Annotated in this window: 16 protein-coding genes and 2 pseudogenes; 10 read left to right on the top strand and 8 right to left on the bottom strand. The window is 71.2% G+C overall.

Annotated elements, in window-relative coordinates:
• Together AOK11_RS07085 and AOK11_RS07080 are read right to left on the bottom strand one after the other, a co-directional pair.
• Positions 1 to 1,133, bottom strand: a 1,133-nt coding sequence (locus AOK11_RS07085; protein WP_055592784.1) for an RNA polymerase sigma factor, incomplete at its 3' end; no start/stop codon positions are given.
• A gap of 250 nt (positions 1,134 to 1,383) precedes the next feature.
• Positions 1,384 to 2,313: an RNA polymerase sigma factor SigF gene (locus AOK11_RS07080; protein WP_055592783.1), complete on the bottom strand. Its 930-nt coding sequence runs from the start codon at positions 2,311 to 2,313 to the stop codon at positions 1,384 to 1,386.
• Positions 2,314 to 2,552: 239 nt separating this feature from the next.
• On the opposite strand from AOK11_RS07080, the gene AOK11_RS07075 reads away from it, so the two are divergent.
• Both AOK11_RS07075 and AOK11_RS07070 read left to right on the top strand, forming a co-directional pair.
• Positions 2,553 to 2,930 (top strand): STAS domain-containing protein, encoded by a 378-nt coding sequence (locus AOK11_RS07075; RefSeq protein WP_055592782.1) that lies wholly within the window; start codon positions 2,553 to 2,555, stop codon positions 2,928 to 2,930.
• A gap of 309 nt (positions 2,931 to 3,239) precedes the next feature.
• A complete protein-coding gene (locus AOK11_RS07070; protein WP_055592781.1) occupies positions 3,240 to 3,836 on the top strand; it encodes an ATP-binding protein in 597 nt (198 codons plus the stop codon).
• Between the two features lie 550 nt (positions 3,837 to 4,386).
• Here the strand turns inward: AOK11_RS07070 and AOK11_RS07065 are convergent.
• The gene (locus AOK11_RS07065) at positions 4,387 to 5,883 is read right to left on the bottom strand and encodes an oligopeptide:H+ symporter (protein WP_055592780.1); all 1,497 of its coding nucleotides are present in this window, start codon (positions 5,881 to 5,883) and stop codon (positions 4,387 to 4,389) included.
• Between the two features lie 512 nt (positions 5,884 to 6,395).
• Between AOK11_RS07065 and AOK11_RS07060 the strand changes: the two genes are divergently transcribed.
• Together AOK11_RS07060 and AOK11_RS07055 are read left to right on the top strand one after the other, a co-directional pair.
• Positions 6,396 to 7,073, top strand: coding sequence for a response regulator transcription factor (locus tag AOK11_RS07060; protein WP_055592785.1), 678 nt, complete (start codon positions 6,396 to 6,398; stop codon positions 7,071 to 7,073).
• Positions 7,074 to 7,116: 43 nt separating this feature from the next.
• Positions 7,117 to 8,388, top strand: coding sequence for an ATP-binding protein (locus AOK11_RS07055; RefSeq protein WP_055592779.1), 1,272 nt, complete (start codon positions 7,117 to 7,119; stop codon positions 8,386 to 8,388).
• A gap of 67 nt (positions 8,389 to 8,455) precedes the next feature.
• Here AOK11_RS07055 and AOK11_RS07050 read toward each other — a convergent pair whose 3' ends face one another.
• Positions 8,456 to 9,019, bottom strand: a complete 564-nt coding sequence (locus AOK11_RS07050; RefSeq protein WP_055592778.1) for a GtrA family protein — start codon at positions 9,017 to 9,019, stop codon at positions 8,456 to 8,458.
• Positions 9,020 to 9,215: 196 nt separating this feature from the next.
• Here AOK11_RS07050 and AOK11_RS07045 point away from each other — a divergent pair, with 196 nt between their 5' ends.
• The 3 genes from AOK11_RS07045 to AOK11_RS07035 are packed head-to-tail and all read left to right on the top strand — an operon-like array spanning position 9,216 to position 12,096.
• On the top strand, positions 9,216 to 10,355 hold the full coding sequence (locus AOK11_RS07045; RefSeq protein ID WP_079034683.1) for a 5-(carboxyamino)imidazole ribonucleotide synthase: 1,140 nt from the start codon (positions 9,216 to 9,218) through the stop codon (positions 10,353 to 10,355).
• On the top strand, positions 10,352 to 10,882 hold the full coding sequence (purE, locus tag AOK11_RS07040) for a 5-(carboxyamino)imidazole ribonucleotide mutase (protein ID WP_240497251.1): 531 nt from the start codon (positions 10,352 to 10,354) through the stop codon (positions 10,880 to 10,882). Before AOK11_RS07045 ends, purE begins: the two co-directional genes overlap by 4 nt.
• 5 nt (positions 10,883 to 10,887) lie before the next feature.
• A complete protein-coding gene (locus AOK11_RS07035) occupies positions 10,888 to 12,096 on the top strand; it encodes a dipeptidase (RefSeq protein ID WP_055592775.1) in 1,209 nt (402 codons plus the stop codon).
• 124 nt (positions 12,097 to 12,220) lie between these two features.
• Here the strand turns inward: AOK11_RS07035 and AOK11_RS07030 are convergent, their stop codons facing one another.
• Positions 12,221 to 12,613, bottom strand: coding sequence for a VOC family protein (locus tag AOK11_RS07030; RefSeq protein WP_055592774.1), 393 nt, complete (start codon positions 12,611 to 12,613; stop codon positions 12,221 to 12,223).
• A 14-nt stretch (positions 12,614 to 12,627) separates the two neighbouring features.
• Positions 12,628 to 12,987 (bottom strand): VOC family protein, encoded by a 360-nt coding sequence (locus tag AOK11_RS07025; RefSeq protein WP_055592773.1) that lies wholly within the window; start codon positions 12,985 to 12,987, stop codon positions 12,628 to 12,630.
• 149 nt (positions 12,988 to 13,136) lie between these two features.
• Between AOK11_RS07025 and AOK11_RS07020 the strand changes: the two genes are divergently transcribed.
• The gene (locus AOK11_RS07020; protein ID WP_079034682.1) at positions 13,137 to 13,730 is read left to right on the top strand and encodes a CGNR zinc finger domain-containing protein; all 594 of its coding nucleotides are present in this window, start codon (positions 13,137 to 13,139) and stop codon (positions 13,728 to 13,730) included.
• A gap of 100 nt (positions 13,731 to 13,830) precedes the next feature.
• On the opposite strand, the gene AOK11_RS07015 is transcribed toward AOK11_RS07020, so the two are convergent.
• Entirely contained in the window at positions 13,831 to 15,174 is a 1,344-nt protein-coding gene (locus AOK11_RS07015) for a UDP-glucose dehydrogenase family protein (protein ID WP_055592772.1), read from the bottom strand.
• Positions 15,175 to 15,413: 239 nt separating this feature from the next.
• On the opposite strand from AOK11_RS07015, the gene AOK11_RS07010 reads away from it, so the two are divergent.
• A complete protein-coding gene (locus AOK11_RS07010) occupies positions 15,414 to 16,571 on the top strand; it encodes an acyl-CoA dehydrogenase (protein ID WP_055592771.1) in 1,158 nt (385 codons plus the stop codon).
• A 108-nt stretch (positions 16,572 to 16,679) separates the two neighbouring features.
• Here the strand turns inward: AOK11_RS07010 and AOK11_RS07005 are convergent.
• A pseudogene (locus AOK11_RS07005) lies at positions 16,680 to 16,976 on the bottom strand (glycosyltransferase family 2 protein); the annotation flags it as partial.
• Here AOK11_RS07005 and AOK11_RS07000 point away from each other — a divergent pair.
• A pseudogene (locus AOK11_RS07000) lies at positions 16,924 to 17,139 on the top strand (hypothetical protein); the annotation flags it as partial. The pseudogenes AOK11_RS07005 and AOK11_RS07000 overlap by 53 nt on opposite strands.

The following is a 17,139-nucleotide window of genomic DNA, read 5'->3' as shown; positions in this document are numbered from 1 at the left end:
GTGGGGTGTGGGGGGGCGGAAGGGCTGGGCTTCCCGGTCCTCGAAGTCTTCGAAGGGGACGGTGAGGGGGACCACGTCGCGGACGCGGTGGGGGGCGGTGAGGGCGTGGCCGTCACGGTCACCGGCGGCGGGGCCGCCACGGTGGGGACCGAGTTCGAGGTGTGCTCGGCCGGCGTGTCGTCAGGTGACCACAGCAGGAGCAGCAGCGGTACCACGGCCACGCCGAGTGCCGTCGAGGCCAGCACCAGGCGCCGGGACACCGGCCACGTCCCGAGCGCGGTACCGGTGCCGGCGGACGGCCCGGCCGGTGCCGGTGCCGGTGCGGGGGCGGTGTACGCCGTGCCCGCCCACGGCAGCAGCCCTTCGGCCAGGGTGGCGCGCGGCTCGTCCCGCAGGGCGCACAGTTCCTCGTACGCGGCGGTGCAGTGTCCGCAGTGGGCCATGTGGGTGTGCAGGTCGGCGCTGTCGCGGGGGCCGTCGGGCCGTACCGACTCCTCGATGAGCCGGCGGAAGTCGGCGCACCGGGGGTCGTCCGAGGCGGCCAGCCGGGCCCGCAGGCAGGCCTGGCCCAGCGACTGCAGTGCGGGCCGGATGTCGTAGGCCACGTCCTGACGGGTGAGGCCGAGAAGCGTCGCCGTACGGTCCGTGGGCTCCTGTTCCACGATCCCGTACCAGAGGAGACCCTGCGCCCGGTACGGCAGTGTCCGGAACGCGGCGAGCATGGACGGGACCGGCCCGTCGGGGCCGGACGAACTCAGGACGAGGTGCAGCCCGGCGTCCAGCCCGCCGGCCCGTCCGTCGGCGGCCCAGGTCGCCGCCACCCGGACGGTCAACAGCAGGAGTTGGTGGCGCAGGGGACCGCCGGGATCGGTGCCGCGGGCGGTCTCGCGGGCGGCGTGGGTGAAGGCCTGCGCGGCGAGTTGGCGCGCGCCGGAATCGCTGGTGGTGCACCGGCGGGCGTAGGCGAGCACGGACGGGCCGTGCCGGGCGCGGAGTTCCTGAAGCGCCGCGTACGCGGCCGGGGTGTCGGCGCGCAGCATCTCGGTCAGCCGGATGTCTGACGCACCCGTGTGCGCACCTGGGTGTCCGCCGCCGACCCCGTCGTCGTCGACGGTTCCGTCGCCCCGAACCATGCACCGCCTCCTAGCCCCTGGCCGTCGGACCCGTCGTCCTGACATACCAGCCGGTCTGGGCGTGCCCATAGTGGAGGAAGAAGGCCCGCGGGGAAAGGGGTGACCGTGGGTAACGCGATGCGCCCCGCGCTCGGCCGGCGCCCGGGAAGGGCGTCCGGCGTCGGCGGAGTGCGGGGCGCGGCGGCGTGCGAGGCGCCGAGTGCGGGTCGTCAGGGGGAGCGGAGTGAAGGGCGCACGACGCGGCTGCCCGTCATTCCTCGATGGTCAGTCCCTTGCGCAGCCGTACCAGCGTTCGCGACAGCAGCCGTGACACGTGCATCTGCGAAATACCCAGTTCCTCACCGATCTCGGACTGGGTCATGCAGGCCACGAAGCGCAGCGAGAGGATCTTCCGGTCGCGCGGCGGCAGTTCGGCGATCAGCGGCTTCAACGACTCGACGTACTCGATGCCTTCGAGGCCGTGGTCCTCGTAACCGATCCGGTCCGACAACGAGCCCTCGGCGTCGTCCTCCTCCGGCTGGGCGTCGAGCGACGAGGCGGTGTAGGCGTTCGACGCCGCCATGCCCTCGACGACCTCGTCCCTGGAGATGCCCAGACGCTCGGCCAGTTCGCCCGCCGTCGGGGACCGGTCGAGCTGCTGTGCCAGCTCGTCACCGGCCTTGGCCAGGTCGAGCCGCAGCTCCTGCAGCCGGCGCGGTACGCGCACGGACCACGAGGTGTCCCGGAAGAAGCGCTTGATCTCACCGATGATGGTCGGCATCGCGAAGGTGGGGAACTCCACACCGCGCGAAAGCTCGAAGCGGTCGATCGCCTTGATCAGACCGATGGTGCCGACCTGGATGATGTCCTCCATCGGCTCGCTGCGCGAGCGGAAGCGGGAGGCGGCGAACTTGACCAGGGCCAGGTTCAGTTCGACGAGCGTGTTGCGTACGTACGCGTATTCGTGGGTGCCTTCCTCCAGCGACTCCAGCCGCTCGAAGAGGGTCTTGGACAGCGCCCGGGCGTCGACCGGTCCCACCTCGTCAAAAGGGGGGATCTCCGGGAGTCCGGCGAGCAGATCGCCGTCCGGGACGACATCCGCGTCGTCCTGCTCGATGGGAGCCAGATGTTCCGGAGGGAGTGTCGACGTCGCTTTCTGGGTAGGCGATGCGTCGAGCCGGGGTGACATGATGTCCTCCATCGTTCTCGGCGTATGGCTGCCGATGCCGTTTCGTGCACTGCGGTGTGCGGCGCCTCCAAAGCCGGCCGTGTCGAGTACGTGTCCCTACTAGCCCTACCCGTTTTCGCAAGCCCACCGCAAGTGAGCTCTGTTGTCATATGTCCGTTTGCGGACGATTGTTCGGCTGTCGGAGTGCGCTGGGAAGGCGTAATGTTCGACAGCGTCAGCAGTAGCCATGACTGGTGGGAGAGAGAGACGGCATGGACCGCGGGACGGTCGGCAGCGCACAGTCGGGCCGGCTTCTGGTCGAGGTGCGAGAAGAGGGCCACAGTGCCGTCGTGACTCCGGCGGGTGAGTTGGATCACCACACCGCCGATCTGTTGCGCGAGCCACTGGAGAACTGCCTTGCCAAGGGATTCAAGCGGCTTGTCATCGACTGCTCCGGCCTGGAGTTCTGTGACTCCACCGGGCTCAATGTGCTGCTCGGCGCCAGGCTGAAGGCCGACGCCGCCGGGGGCGGGGTGCATCTCGCGGGAATGCAGCCCGTGGTCGCGCGCGTATTCGAGATCACCGGGGCGGAAGCGGTATTCACCCTCCATGACAGCCTCGAGGCGGCTCTGGCCGACGATTCCGGATGACCGTGCGGGCAGGCCGGCGCCACCCCGCGGCGGGTCCGGGGGCGGGCGGTCTTCTTCCGCTGCGTCGAGCGAGGTGTCGCCCCGCGGTTCTTTCCGTGGGCCCCCTTCCGGGCCGCTCCCGGATCGTTGCGCCTTTCTTGTGCGAACGCGGGGGTGTTGCCTGGGCAGCCTCGGGCAGAAGACAAGCGGAATGTGCCCGCTGCCATGGTCGAGGGGATACCGGAAACCGGACGATCACCCACGGCGTGACTGAATGAGTACGGATTTTTTTGAAATGGTGAACTGGTGAATCGGTGAGGTGAAGCGCTGATGAGCACCACCCGGCCCTATTCGCCGGGCGACCGCGGTCCGGAGCCCGGCGGCGTTTCCGGGGTGCCCGGGGGCGGTGCGCCGACGGCGAGCGCGCCCCAGGGGGCGCTGTCCGGGGCGCAGGCCGCAGCGGCATCCACGCCGACGGGGCCGCCGGAGGCTTCGGGGTCCCCGGGTTCGCCGGGAGGGCGTCAGGTCCGCCGGCTGAGCTTCGAGGACCAGAGCGGCGTCGTTCCCCTCGCCCGCGACTTCACCCGTCAGGCGCTGCAGGCGTGGGGCTGGCTGCCCGCCGCCACCGCCGACCGGAGAGCCGCCGCCGAGGACGTCCTGCTCGTCGTGTCCGAACTGGTCACCAACGCCTGCCTGCACGCCGAGGGGCCGGACCAGCTGGGCATCGTCTGCGACAACAAGGTGATCCGGCTCGAGGTCACCGACCGGGGCGCCGGCCAGCCGACACCGCGTTCCCCGCACCAGGCGGGCCGGCCCGGCGGGCACGGCATGTTCATCGTCCAGCGGCTCTGCCTGGACTGGGGCGTCGTGCGTGCCCCGGGCGTCGCGGGCAAGACCGTGTGGGCGGAACTCGGGGCGCCCGCCTGACCGGCGGAGCCCCGCCTTCCACGACTCCGTGCGGCGCGTACCCACCGGGCGCGCCCACCGCGCACTCGCCGCACGTGCACCGGATCGCCACGGATCCGGTGCGCCCCGTGTCTTCCTTCCTCGTTCCCCGGCGTACCTTGACGGGCCGTCGGATTCGAGCCGACGTCAGGGAACGCACCGCCGGCGGCACCGGTACGTCCTCCGTGAAGAATCCCGTTGCCGGGGAACGCCCCTCTTCCGGGCCGTGGTCCTCCCGGTCGTACCGGGCGCCGTCCTCCGCGCGGGGCCGGCCGTGGTGGACCTCGTACGCTCCCGGGACCGGCGCCGACGGCCTCGGTCCCCCGCGCGTCGGAGCCGACGCCGACGCGGACCCCGCACCCCGCCCCGTGAGCACGGCGAGGGAGCCCGCCCGCGTCCGCCCCGTGAACGCCCGGAGGGCCCCGCATCCGCGTACGTGCTGTACGTACGGATGCGGGGCCCTCCGGCTCGTGAGCGCGACCGCGGCGGCGAGCCGACCGGGTCACGGCCTCACGGCGTCATGCGCACGAGGTCAGCGGACGTCGCCCATCAGTGCCTTGACCTTGCTGCGGTACATCCACACCGCGACACCGGCGACCACCGCGAGGGTGGCCTCCATCGCGACCACGCCCGACCCGTTCAGGTCGACACCGGCGAGGGACAGCAGGCCGGTCGTGGCGGTACCGGCGGTGACGGCCAGGAACCAGACGCCCATCATCTGCGAGGCGTACTTCGCGGGCGCCATCTTCGTGGTGACCGACAGGCCGACCGGGGAGAGCAGCAGCTCACCGACGGTCTGCATGAAGTAGATCGCGACCAGCCACATCGCCGCCGTCTTGTGACCGTCCTCGGCGATGGACAGCGGGGCGAGGAAGAGGAAGAAGGACGCGCCCACCAGCACCAGACCGGAGCCGAACTTCACGATCGTGCTGGGCTCCTTGCCGCGCCGGTTCAGCGCCAGCCAGAACCAGGCGAAGACCGGGGCCAGCGCCATGATCAGGACCGGGTTGACCGACTGGTACCAGGAGACCGGGAACTCCCAGCCGAAGACGCTGTTGTCGGCCGACGAGTCGGCGAAGAGCGCCAGGGTCGAGCCGCCCTGGTCGTAGATCATCCAGAAGACGGCCGCGGCTACGAAGAACCAGATGTACGCGGACATCTTCGACTGCTCGGCCCGGTCCAGGTCCCGGTCGCGCTTGATCCGGACCAGCACCAGCACCGGGATGATCAGGCCGAGCAGCGTCAGCGGGACCAGGATCCAGTTCAGGGTGTAGTTGCCCGAGAAGCCGACGACGGAGTAGGCGACGACGGCGATGCCGGCCCAGAGGGCGGCCTTGCGCAGCGTGGAGGACTTCTCCGCGGCGGACAGCGGCTTGGGGACGACGCTGGAGTGCGCGGCGAGGTGACGGCTGCCCAGCAGGAACTGGAGCACACCGAGCCCCATGCCGACCGCGGCGAGCGCGAAGCCCAGGTGCCAGTTGACGCTCTCACCGACGGTGCCGATGATCAGCGGCGAGAAGAAGGCACCGAGGTTGATGCCCATGTAGAAAATGGTGAAGCCGCCGTCACGACGCGGGTCGTCCGGACCGTCGTAGAGCTGGCCGACCATCGTGGAGATGTTGGCCTTCAGCAGACCGGAGCCGAGGGCGACCAGGCCGAGGCCCGCGTAGAAGGTGCCGGTGGACGGCAGGGCCAGCGTCAGGTGGCCGAGCATGATGACCGCGCCGGCGAGGGCGACGGTCTTGCGCGGGCCCAGAACACGGTCGCCGAACCAGCCGCCCGGCATCGTGAGCAGGTACACCAGCGACAGGTACACCGAGTAGATGGCCGTCGCCGTGCCGGCGTTCAGGCCCATGCCGCCCGGGGCGACGAGGTACAGCGGGAGCAGGGCCCTCATGCCGTAGTAGGAGAACCGCTCCCACATCTCGGTCATGAAGAGAGTGGCCAGTCCGCGGGGGTGGCCGAAGAAGGTCTTCTCGGAGCCGGGGGTGCCGGGTGAGACCGAGTCCTTCGTCAGGCTGGACGCCATGGTCGTTCCTTGCTGGTCGGGACGCGTCGCGCGAGCGGGTACGCGCCCGGTGGGGGGCGGCCGGCACCGGCGGGCCGTGCCGTCCACCCCACGCCCCTGGGGAGTCCGCTCCGGATCACGGAGCGGGGGACGGCGACCACCGGGATCCACGCCTCTACGCGCGTGAATGTGCGTAGAGGCCCGGCCATAGGTCATTCCTTACGAGGCCGGCGCGAAGCCGACCGGCACGCAAAAGAGACCTTCAGCGGCAACTGCGCCAAAGGTCCCCGTGGTGCAACAGGCGTTGGTTCACCATACGGCAGGACAGTGCCGGATATGGAAGGACTTGAGACAGGGATCACAGGTTCCGGGGGAACCGTGATCACTCATTCGAAGGTTCTTTTCAGGATCACACCCCACAGTTCCAGGCCCCTCCCGCGGGTCCCCGAGGTGAGAAACAGGTGTGCGCGCGGTAAGAACCGGCCGCAGTGATCACACCCCGGACCGTGTCGCGGCGGGACTACCATCAGTCCATGACCCGTGTACTGCTCGCCGAGGACGACGCGTCCATCTCTGAGCCGCTGGCCCGCGCCCTGCGCCGGGAGGGCTACGAGGTGGAGGTGCGTGAGGACGGACCCAGCGCGCTCGACGCAGGCCTGCAGGGCGGCGTCGACCTGGTGGTGCTGGACCTCGGACTGCCGGGCATGGACGGCCTGGAGGTCGCCCGCCGACTGCGTTCCGACGGGCACACGGTCCCGATCCTGATCCTCACCGCACGCGCCGACGAGGTCGACACCGTGGTCGGTCTGGACGCCGGCGCCGACGACTACGTCACCAAGCCGTTCCGCCTCGCCGAACTGCTCGCCCGGGTGCGGGCCCTGCTGCGGCGCGGTGCCACCGAACCGCAGCAGCCGCCCGCGACGCACGGGGTGCGCATCGACGTCGAGTCGCACCGGGCGTGGATGGGTGAGGAGGAACTCCAGCTCACCGCCAAGGAGTTCGACCTGCTGCGGGTCCTGGTACGGGACGCGGGCCGGGTCGTCACCCGCGACCAGCTGATGCGCGAGGTCTGGGACACCACCTGGTGGTCGTCCACCAAGACCCTCGACATGCACATCTCCTGGCTGCGCAAGAAACTCGGCGACGACGCGGCCAACCCCCGCTACATCGCGACCGTACGAGGCGTGGGGTTCCGCTTCGAGAAGAGCTGAACCCCCACCCCGTACGTCGTGATTCCGGTTCGGATTTGAGGACATGCGCCGCCGACTGATCCAGTCCACGCTCGCCGTGGTGCTCGTCGTGATCGCCGTGTTCGGCGTGTCCCTGGTGATCGTGGAGACCCGTACGATCACCGAAAGCGCCAGGGAGCGGGTCGAGTCCGAGGCGGTACGGCTCGCCAGCATCGTCGACAGCAGACTGCTCGTCGAGGAGAAGGTCACCGCGGCGGTCCTCAGGGACCAGGTCACCGAGGACCGCTACGTCGTCGTACGCCTGCCCGGCAGGGCGCCCATCGAGATCGGCGACAAGCCGCAGGGCGACGTCATCAGCGCCTCGGCGCCCGGCGAGGAGGGCGAGACGGTCACCGTCCAGGAGCCGCGCTCCTCGGTGACCCGTGAGGTCGGCCGCACCCTGCTGATCATCGGACTGGTGGCGCTGCTGGCGGTGATCGCGGCCGTGCTGCTGGCGGTCCGCCAGGCCAACCGGCTCGCCTCGCCGCTGACCGACCTCGCGGAGACCGCCGAGCGCCTCGGCTCGGGCGACCCGCGCCCCCGCCACCGGCGCTACGGCGTTCCCGAGCTGGACCGGGTCGCGGACGTGCTGGACTCCTCCGCCGAACGCATCGCCCGCATGCTGACCGCCGAACGGCGGCTGGCCGCCGACGCCTCCCACCAGCTGCGCACCCCGCTCACCGCGCTGTCCATGCGGCTGGAGGAGATCACCCTCACCGACGACCCCGAGACGGTGAAGGAGGAGGCGACGATCGCGCTGGCGCAGGTGGAGCGCCTGACGGACGTGGTGCAGCGGCTGCTGACCAACTCCCGGGACCCGCGGACCGGCTCGGCCGTCACCTTCGACCTCGACGAAGTGATCCAGCAGCAGCTCGCGGAGTGGCGTCCCGCCTACCGCAGCGCCGGCCGCGCGATCGTCACCTCCGGCAAGAGGCATCTGCGCGCCGTCGGCACGCCGGGCGCGGTCGCCCAGGTGCTGGCCGCGCTGATCGAGAACTCGCTCATGCACGGGGGCGGCACGGTCGCCCTGCGCACCCGGGTCACCGGGAACCAGGCCGTCATCGAGGTCACGGACGAGGGTCCGGGAGTCCCCACCGACCTGGGCGCCCGCATCTTCGAGCGCGCGATCAGCGGCCACAACTCCACCGGCATCGGCCTCGCGGTCGCCCGTGACCTCGCCGAGGCGGACGGCGGCCGGCTGGAGATGCTCCAGGCCAAACCCGCGGTCTTCGGCCTGTTCCTGTCCCGCACCCCGCCGCAGAAATCCCGGGACGACAACCGCCAGACGGTGAGGTGAACGAGGGGGTGAACAGGGAGGGCGAGGGCGCACGCACCGGTGCCGGCCCGGGTCCGGGACCCGGTGCCTACGGCACGCGCTGGTGGGAGGGCGGACCCGCGGGCCCGTGCCCGCCCTGCGCGACGGGACCCGCCGGTGCACCCGCCACCGCTGCCGCGGCCCCCGGCAGCGCGCGGAACACCCACGTGCGGTAGGACCAGAACCGGAACAGGGTGGCGACCCCGATGCCGAGGAACTTGAAGATGTTGCTCTGCAGCGGGCTGTCCCAGCCGAACCCGTAGGTCGCCGTGTACAGCAGGCCGTTCTCGATCACCAGACCGACCGCGCTGAACAGCAGGAACAGCGACATCTCCTTGGTGCGTCCGGACTTCTCGCGGTCCCGGTACGTGAAGTAGCGGAAGCCCAGGTAGTTGAAGACGATCGCGACGACGGTCGCGATGACGCTCGCCCGCACCACCTGGAGATCGGTCACCTGCCGGACCAGGTTGAACACGAGGAGATTGACCAGCAGCCCCGCCCCGCCGACCGCGCCGAACTTCACGGCTTCACGGACGAGCCGGTCGAGGCGCTGCCGCATGGAGCCGCGCGGGGCCGGGGCGCCCGTCGAGGGCCCCGAGGAACCGCGTCCCATGGTCGTGCCGGCCCCCGTCCGTGGAGTGGCGTCGATGCGACGCCGAGATGGCGTCAACCAGACCATGCTAACCACCCGTCCGCGCGATCTTCCTGCGGATGGGCCCCGGGTTCGCACGCCTGTCCGGGAACGGTCGCGGACAGGCCGGGAACGGCCGTGGAACCGGCCACCATGGCTCGACCGATACCCTGGGGGCGTGACGTTCCCGGTAGTCGGCATGGTCGGCGGGGGGCAGCTCGCTCGTATGACACACGAGGCGGGCATCCCGCTCGGCATCAGGTTCAAGCTCCTCAGTGACACTCCGCAGGATTCCGCGGCGCAGGTCGTCGGTGATGTCGTCGTCGGCGACTACCGCGACCTGGACACGCTGCGCGCGTTCGCCCGCGGCTGCGACGTGATCACCTTCGACCACGAGCACGTGCCCACCGAGCACCTCCGGGCCCTGGAGGCGGACGGCATCCCCGTCCGCCCCGGCCCCGAGGCGCTGGTGCACGCCCAGGACAAGGGCGTGATGCGTGCCCGGCTCGACGCGATCGGCGTGCCCTGCCCGCGGCACCGCATCGTCACGGATCCCGCGGACGTGGCCGCCTTCGCGGCCGAGGGCGAGGGGTTCCCGGTCGTTCTCAAGACCGTCCGCGGTGGCTACGACGGCAAGGGCGTGTGGGTCGTCGACTCCGTGGAGGAGGCCGCCGAGCCGTTCCGGGCCGGGGTCCCGGTGCTGGCCGAGGAGAAGGTCGACTTCGTGCGCGAGCTGGCCGCCAACGTGGTCCGCTCCCCGCACGGCCAGGCCGTCGCCTACCCGGTCGTCGAGTCGCAGCAGGTGAACGGCGTCTGCGACACGGTCATCGCACCCGCGCCCGGCCTCGACGAGGACCTCGCCCTGCGCGCGGAGGAGATGGCGCTCACCATCGCCAAGGAACTCGGCGTCGTCGGCCATCTCGCCGTGGAGCTGTTCCAGACCCGCGACGGCCGCATCCTCGTCAACGAGCTCGCCATGCGCCCGCACAACTCCGGCCACTGGACCATGGACGGCGCGATCACCTCGCAGTTCGCCAACCACGTCCGCGCCGTCCTCGACCTGCCGCTCGGCGACCCCCGCCCGCGCGCCCCGTGGACGGTGATGGCCAACGTCCTGGGCGGCGACTACCCCGACATGTACTCCGCGTACCTGCACTGCATGGCCCGCGACCCCCAGCTGAAGATCCACATGTACGGCAAGGACGTGAAGCCCGGCCGCAAGGTCGGCCACGTCAACACCTACGGCGACGACCTGGACGACGTGCTGGAACGCGCCCGTCACGCAGCCGGCTACCTGAGAGGCACGATCACCGAATGAGCCCCAGCCCCGTAGTCGGCATCGTCATGGGATCGGACTCCGACTGGCCCGTCATGGAGGCCGCGGCCCAGGCCCTCGACGAGTTCGAGATCGGCCACGAGGTCGACGTCGTCTCCGCGCACCGCATGCCCCGCGAGATGATCGCGTACGGCGAGCAGGCCGCGGACCGCGGGCTGAAGGTGATCATCGCGGGTGCGGGCGGTGCCGCCCATCTGCCCGGCATGCTCGCCTCGGTCACCCCGCTGCCCGTCATCGGCGTCCCCGTGCCGCTGAAGCACCTCGACGGCATGGACAGCCTGCTCTCCATCGTGCAGATGCCGGCCGGTGTCCCGGTCGCCACCGTCTCGGTGGCCGGCGCCCGCAACGCGGGCCTGCTCGCGGTCCGCATGCTCGCCGCCCACGACGACGAACTCCTGGTCCGGATGCGGGAGTTCCAGCAGGAGCTGAACGACCAGGCCACGGAGAAGGGCAAACGCCTGCGGGCCAGGGTCGAAGGCTCCGGCAACGGCTTCGGCTTCGGGAAGTGAGCCCCATGACGTCCTCCGACTCCGGGTCCCGCGACTCCGCGTCACTCGAGGCCGCCCGCGCGCTGCTGGCCGAGTTCCCCGTCGTCGACGGGCACAACGACCTGCCCTGGGCGCTGCGCGAGAAGGTCCGCTACGACCTCGACGCCCTGGACATCGCCGGTGACCAGACCGCCCATCTGCACACCGACATCCCGCGCCTGCGCGCGGGCGGCGTCGGCGCGCAGTTCTGGTCGGTGTACGTCCGCGCGGACCTGCCCGACGCGGTGCCGGCCACCCTCGAACAGATCGACTGCGTACGGCAGTTGCTGGCCCGTCATCCCGAGGACCTGGCGCCCGCGCTGACCGCCGCCGACATGGAGGCGGCGCGCGGACAGGGCCGTATCGCCTCCCTGATGGGGGCGGAGGGCGGCCACTCCATCGCCAACTCCCTCGGTACCCTGCGCGGGTTGTACGAGCTCGGGGTGCGCTACCTGACCCTCACCCACAACTACAACGTGGCCTGGGCGGACTCGGCGACGGACGAGCCCGGCGTGGGCGGCCTGTCGGCGTTCGGCCGCGAGGTGGTCCGGGAGATGAACCGGCTCGGCATGCTGGTCGACCTCTCGCACGTCGCCGCCACGACGATGCGGGACGCGCTGGACACCACGTCCACGCCGGTGATCTTCTCCCACTCCTCGGCCCGCGCGGTCTGCGACCACCCGCGCAACATCCCGGACGACGTGCTGGAACGGCTGCCCGCCAACGGTGGTGTCGCGATGGTGACGTTCGTACCGAAGTTCGTGCTCCAGGCGGCCGTCGACTGGACGAACGAGGCCGACGACAACATGCGCGCCCACGGTTTCCACCACCTGGACACCACCGCGGAGGCGATGAAGGTGCACGCCGCCTTCGAGGAGGCCCACCCGCGTCCCGTCGCCACCGTGTCCACGGTGGCCGACCACCTGGACCACATGCGCGAGGCCGCCGGCATCGACCACCTCGGCATCGGCGGCGACTACGACGGCACCGCCTTCACCCCCGACGGTCTGCGCGACGTCTCCGGCTACCCGAACCTCATCGCCGAGCTGCACGACCGCGGCTGGTCCAGGACCGATCTGGCCAAGCTGACCTGGCAGAACGCGGTACGGGTGCTGGGCGCCGCCGAGGACACCGCCCGCGAGCTCAGGGCGACCACCGCCCCGTCGAACGCGACCCTGGAGTCCCTCGACGGCTGAGGCCGCCCGGTCGTCACCGACACGAGAGCCGCGGCGGCCCGGCCGGGGTCGGTCCGGCGGGATCCGCCGGACGGACCCCTACGGCTGGGACGGACGGACCCCTACGGCTGGGACGGACCGACCCCTACGGCTGCTCGATCCGGCAGAGGCAGAACGGATGCCCTGCCGGATCGGCGTACACCCGGAAATCCTTCTCCTCGGAGTCCTCCCGGTCCAGCGCCCGCGCCCCCAGCGCCAGCACCTTCTGCTCGGCCTCGTCGACCTCCTCCCAGGTGCCGCCCGCGTCGAAGTCGAGGTGGAACTGCTGCGAGCCGTGGTCGGCCCGCGGCCAGTCGGGCGGGCTGTACCCGGGCGCCCGCTGGAAGGCCAGCCGGGGCCCGGCGGGGATCTGGAGCACCACCCGGTCCGGGTCCTCCTCCTCGGGCATGCCGCCCCCGACGGCCGCGTAGAAGCGGGCCAGCTCGCGCGGCTCGGGACAGTCGACGACGACGGAGCGCAGACGGGCCACGGCGGCCATGGGTCCTCCCGGTCTCAGCAGGCGCACAGACAGGAGGGGTGCCCCGCCGGGTCCGCGTAAACCCGGAAGCTCCGCGAGCGGTCCTCCGCCTCCAGCGGCTTCGCGCCGAGTGCCAGCACCTCCTTCTCGGCGGCGTCCAGGTCCTCGACGGTCAGGTCCAGGTGGAACTGCTGCGAGTGGTCCGGCGCCGGCCAGTGCGGCGGTACGTGTCCGGGGGCCTCCTGGAACGCGAGCACCGGCCCGCCGGGCACCCGGAGGTCCACCCAGTCGCCCTCGTCCTTGATCGTGCCGCCCACCAGTCCGGCGTAGAAACCGGCCAGCGCACGCGGATCGGCGCAGTCCAGGACGACGGCGCCCACCTTGGCAACGGACATGACTTCCTCCTCGAATCCCTGATGTCCCGATCCCTCATTCTTCTGGTTACCGCCATGAGCGAGAAACCAGTAACCGTTACTGCATGCTGCCGCATGGGGGGTAACGTCGCAAGGGGGAATGCAGGGGACGCGGGAGGTACCGTCCGGACATGAGTGAGAGATCGGCCGCGCCCGGTGCGCTGGTCCTGGTCCAGGACCTGGTCAACACCCTCGACCTGGAGTCGGGCGCCGACACCCTGGACACGGCGGACGGCCGTGCCCGCTTCGGGCTTCCGGAGGGCGACGCCGCCGGCGTCGAGTCGGCGCGCACCCTGCGCGAAGCGCTGCGCGCGGCCCTGCTCGCCCACGCCGGCCATCCGCCGCACCGCGGGGCCCTCCCGCTCGGCACGCTGCTCGCGAAGGCCCCCCTGGTGGTCACCGTCGACCCGGCGGACGGCTCCGCCGCACTCGCACCCGTCGACCGGGGCGCCCTGCTCTCCCGGGTCGCGACGGCCGTGGCGGAAGGGGTCGCGGCGGGTACGTGGATCAGGCTGAAGGCCTGCGAGGCCGCCGACTGCCACTGGGCGTACTACGACCGCAGCCCCGCGGGACGCGGCCGCTGGTGCTCCATGCAGGTGTGCGGAGCCCGCGCCAAGATGCGCCGCTACCGCTCGAAGCGGCCGCAGCCGGAGCCGGAGCGGGCCGGGACGCGGCAGGAACCGGAGCGGGCGACGGGGCCGCAGCCGGGGCCGGGAGGGTCGTAGGCGTCACAGCGGCCCCACCGGGCCCGCCCCGTGGGGCAGAATGCAGACAGACGCCGGTTCGGCCGACTGAGCCTCGGCCGAACCGGCGTCACCCGTTCCGTCAGGCGGTGGGGCGTCCCATCGCGCGGTAGCGCCAGCCGGCCCGGCGCCACACCTCGGCGTCGAGCGCGTTGCGCCCGTCCAGGACCAGCCGCTGGGCCACGACCTCGCCCAGCGCCGCCGGGTCCAGCTCGCGGAACTCCCGCCACTCCGTCAGGTGCAGCACCACGTCCGCGCCCCGCACCGCGTCGAGCGCCGAGTCCGCGTACCCGAGGGTCGGGAAGAGCCGCCGGGCGTTGTCCATGCCCTTCGGGTCGTACACGGTGACCTGGCCGCCCTGGAGGTGTATCTGGCCCGCGACGTTCAGCGCCGGCGAGTCCCGTACGTCGTCCGAGTCCGGCTTGAAGGTGGCGCCGAGGACCGCGACCCGCTTGCCCAGGAAGGCCCCGTCGCCGAGCGCCTGCCGGGTCAGCTCTACCATGCGGCCGCGCTGGCGCATGTTGATCGAGTCGATCTCCCGCAGGAACGTCAGCGCCTGGTCCGCGCCCAGCTCGCCGGCGCGCGCCATGAACGCCCGGATGTCCTTCGGCAGGCACCCGCCGCCGAAGCCGATCCCGGCGCGCAGGAACTTCGGGCCGATCCGGTCGTCGTACCCGATGGCCTCGGCCAGCCGGGCCACGTCACCGCCCGTGGCCTCGCACAGCTCGGCCATGGCGTTGATGAAGGAGATCTTGGTGGCGAGGAAGGAGTTGGCGGAGGTCTTCACCAGCTCCGCGGTCGGGAAGTCGGTCACCACGAACGGGGTGCCCTCGGCGACCGGCGTCGCGTACACCTCCCGCAGCAGCTTCTCCGCCCGCTCGCTCCGGACCCCCACCACGACCCGGTCCGGGTGCAGCGTGTCCTGGACGGCGAAGCCCTCGCGCAGGAACTCCGGGTTCCAGGCCAGCTCGGCGTCCCCGCCGGCCGGCGCGTGCTCGGCCAGGTAGGCGGCCAGCCGGTCGGCCGAGCCCACGGGCACGGTCGACTTGCCGACGACCAGCGCGGGGCCGGTCAGGTGCGGGGCCAGCGAGGCGATCGCGGAGTCGACGTACGACATGTCGCAGGCGTACTCGCCGTGCCGCTGCGGAGTGTTCACGCAGACGAAGTGGACGTCGCCGAACGCGCCGACCTCGGCCCAGTCCATGGTGAACCGGAGCCGGCCGGTGGACCCCTCGATCCCCGCCACGTGCCGGCGCAGCAGCTCCTCGAGCCCCGGTTCGTACATCGGGACCTCGCCCCGCCGGAGCATGTCGACCTTCTCCGGTACGACGTCGAGGCCCAGCACCTCGAACCCGAGCTCCGCCATGGCCGCCGCGTGGGTCGCACCGAGATAACCGGTGCCGATCACGGTGATCTTGAGGGCCATGCGTGCTCCAGGGGTATACGGAAGCCAGTGCGGGCTGAGCATATCCGGGGCTTCCGGGCACGCCGCACAGGGCGATCCCGCTCGTTCCCGCTCATTGCGGCCCGTGGCCGTCCGGTTGTCACCAAACTCACGTACTGCCGGAGAGGGCGGGAGTTCTAAAATGGGAGTTACTTAACAGTAGTTAGCATCATCAGAGCGTCGCTTCTCGTCGCACCTCGTCGTCTTTGGAGTGAGAGACCTTGGCCGGATCGGCTGATTTCGACCTGTACCGCCCGTCCGAGGAGCACGACATGCTCCGCGACGCCGTCCGCTCGCTGGCCGAGGCGAAGATCTTGCCGTACGCCGCGGCGGTGGACGAGGACGCCCGCTTCCCGCAGGAGGCGCTCGACGCGCTCCTCGCGAACGACCTGCACGCCGTGCACGTGCCCGAGGAGTACGGCGGCGCGGGCGCCGACGCGCTCGCCACCGTCATCGTGATCGAGGAAGTGGCCCGCGTCTGCGCGTCCTCCTCCCTCATCCCCGCCGTGAACAAGCTCGGCTCCCTCCCGGTGATCCTCTCCGGTTCCGAGGCGCTGAAGAAGAAGTACCTGACCCCGCTCGCCAAGGGCGACGGGATGTTCTCGTACTGCCTCTCCGAGCCGGACGCCGGTTCCGACGCGGCCGGCATGAAGACCAAGGCGGTCCGCGACGGCGACCACTACGTCCTCAACGGCGTGAAGCGCTGGATCACCAACGCCGGCGTCTCCGAGTACTACACGGTGATGGCCGTCACCGACCCGTCCAAGCGCTCCAAGGGCATCTCGGCGTTCGTCGTCGAGAAGTCCGACGAGGGCGTCTCCTTCGGCGCCCCCGAGAAGAAGCTCGGCATCAAGGGCTCCCCGACCCGCGAGGTCTACCTGGACAACGTCCGCATCCCGGCGGACCGCATGATCGGCGAGGAGGGCACCGGCTTCGCCACCGCGATGCAGACCCTCGACCACACCCGCATCACCATCGCCGCCCAGGCCCTCGGCATCGCCCAGGGCGCCCTCGACTACGCCAAGGGCTACGTCAAGGAGCGCAAGCAGTTCGGCAAGCCGATCGCCGACTTCCAGGGCATCCAGTTCATGCTCGCCGACATGGCCATGAAGATCGAGGCCGCCCGCCAGCTGACCTACGCCGCCGCCGCCAAGTCCGAGCGCGGCGACGCCGACCTGACCTTCCAGGGCGCCGCCGCCAAGTGCTTCGCCTCCGACGTCGCCATGGAGGTCACCACCGACGCCGTCCAACTCCTCGGCGGCTACGGCTACACCCGCGACTACCCGGTGGAGCGCATGATGCGCGACGCGAAGATCACACAGATCTACGAGGGCACGAACCAGGTCCAGCGGATAGTGATGGCCAGGAACCTTCCCTGACCCCGGCCCCTGGGGCACGGACAGCCGAAGGGCGCCCGAGTACGCGTACTCGGGCGCCCTTCGGTCTTCTCGTGTCCGGGAGGGGTCTGTCGCGCTGCTGAGCGCGGGTCAGGAGGCCGGGGTGCCGGCGTCCGCGTCCGCGGCGGAGTGGACCGCGGGCCGGCGGGAGGCGATGACCTTCTTCGCGAGCGAGCGCGGGCTGGTCAGGAAGCCCCAGCCCCACGACATGTGCATGGTGGCCAGCGCCACCGGGATCTGCAGCCGCGCCTTCAGCGACAGACCCTTGCCCGCGGGTATCGAGCCGAGCACGATCGCCGCGAGGTAGCCGCCGGGCACGACGAAACCCCACGGGGTGAGCAGACCGCCGACCAGGATCCCGGCCGCGATCGCGCACACCGCGGCCGGGATCCTGGTCGGCGGTCTGCTCACCCCGTGGGGTTTCGTCGTGCCCGGCGGCTACCTCGCGGCGATCGTGCTCGGCTCGATACCCGCGGGCAAGGGTCTGTCGCTGAAGGCGCGGCTGCAGATCCCGGTGGCGCTGGCCACCATGCACATGTCGTGGGGCTGG

This window comes from Streptomyces hirsutus (assembly GCF_001418415.1).
Lineage (GTDB): Bacteria > Actinomycetota > Actinomycetes > Streptomycetales > Streptomycetaceae > Streptomyces > Streptomyces hirsutus.
The sequence above is the reverse complement of the archived record's forward strand: the minus strand, read 5'-3'. Positions and strand labels throughout refer to the sequence as shown.